1 protein-coding gene is annotated in these 1,047 nt (G+C 29.9%); it reads right to left on the bottom strand.

Annotated features, from left to right (window positions below):
• Nucleotides 1-16 precede the first annotated feature (16 nt).
• Nucleotides 17-1,047, bottom strand: a 1,031-nt coding sequence (locus ABZ945_RS32915; protein WP_361277128.1) for a hypothetical protein, incomplete at its 5' end; no start/stop codon positions are given.

Here is a 1,047-nt window from a genome sequence, read left to right as displayed (position 1 = left end):
GCTATTTTTTACTAAGTTATTTATTGGTTTTTACAACTATCATTCCAATTTTTTCATAAATCTTTTTATAATTATTTAGTACCATGAAGAAGCAAAATGTGATTACAAACACTAAAATACCTGGAAGTATATTATATCTTATGAGTAAATTAATTGAGCTACTCCCAAGTCCAATGTTTCCACAAATACTATAAGCTGTGAAAATCCCTGCAACCAAAGAAATTGGTAAGCGAAACTTAGGAAATAATAGATAGTTTCCTTTCTCCTCTAAACTTAATCTTTGATAGAAATATTGAGCAGAAAAATAGAAGAGAAAAGTAGTTAGTATAACAAATCCATCTAATATCAGCCAATGTGAATAGGTATCAAATCGGACAAAAAATGATTGATAATAAATTCCATCATTTTTATTATTGAAAATATTGTTGAAGACATTGTTCAAGATATCTAAAATATTTTGCTTTATCAACTCTAATCCAAAGACAAAGCCGATCAAAGATAAGGCGCCTGTAATCCCCTGTCCCAAAATAGTCCCAGAAAAAAAACCTAAAAAATAGTAACAAATGGCAACTAATAAGATGCAAAATTGGTAGAAAATAATTTTATCTAGAGGATAATTAATATATTGGTGAGGAATGCGACTATAAAGAATGACTAAATTAATGCTAACAGCAGTAATTGCCATTAATAATAAAGGAATTAACGACGTCAATATACTGCTTTTTAAAATTTGTTTTCTTTTATACCCAGACGAAAATAAAATCTGTAAAAAATTTGTCTTGTAATTTAAGAAGGATACTAAAAATCCAGCAACAATGAAAAATAAGCTAATAAGAGTAAAACCACGAAACACGTTTCTGGACGTAAACAAATATCTAAAATTAGTTAAGTCCAGCGCACTTCGCGTGTAAAATAATTTGGCCCTTATATAACCGTAAAATTCTTTAAAAGTCTGTGATAGAATATGAAACTTACCAGTTATAGAATCAAATTTCAGAAAAATTCCTGCGCGCAACCCGTGCACGAAGCCCGAGCAGACCACGATCC

The organism is Streptomyces sp. NPDC046887 (assembly GCF_040644755.1).
GTDB lineage: Bacteria > Actinomycetota > Actinomycetes > Streptomycetales > Streptomycetaceae > Streptomyces > Streptomyces lichenis.
This window is presented reverse-complemented; position numbering and strand designations above follow the sequence as displayed.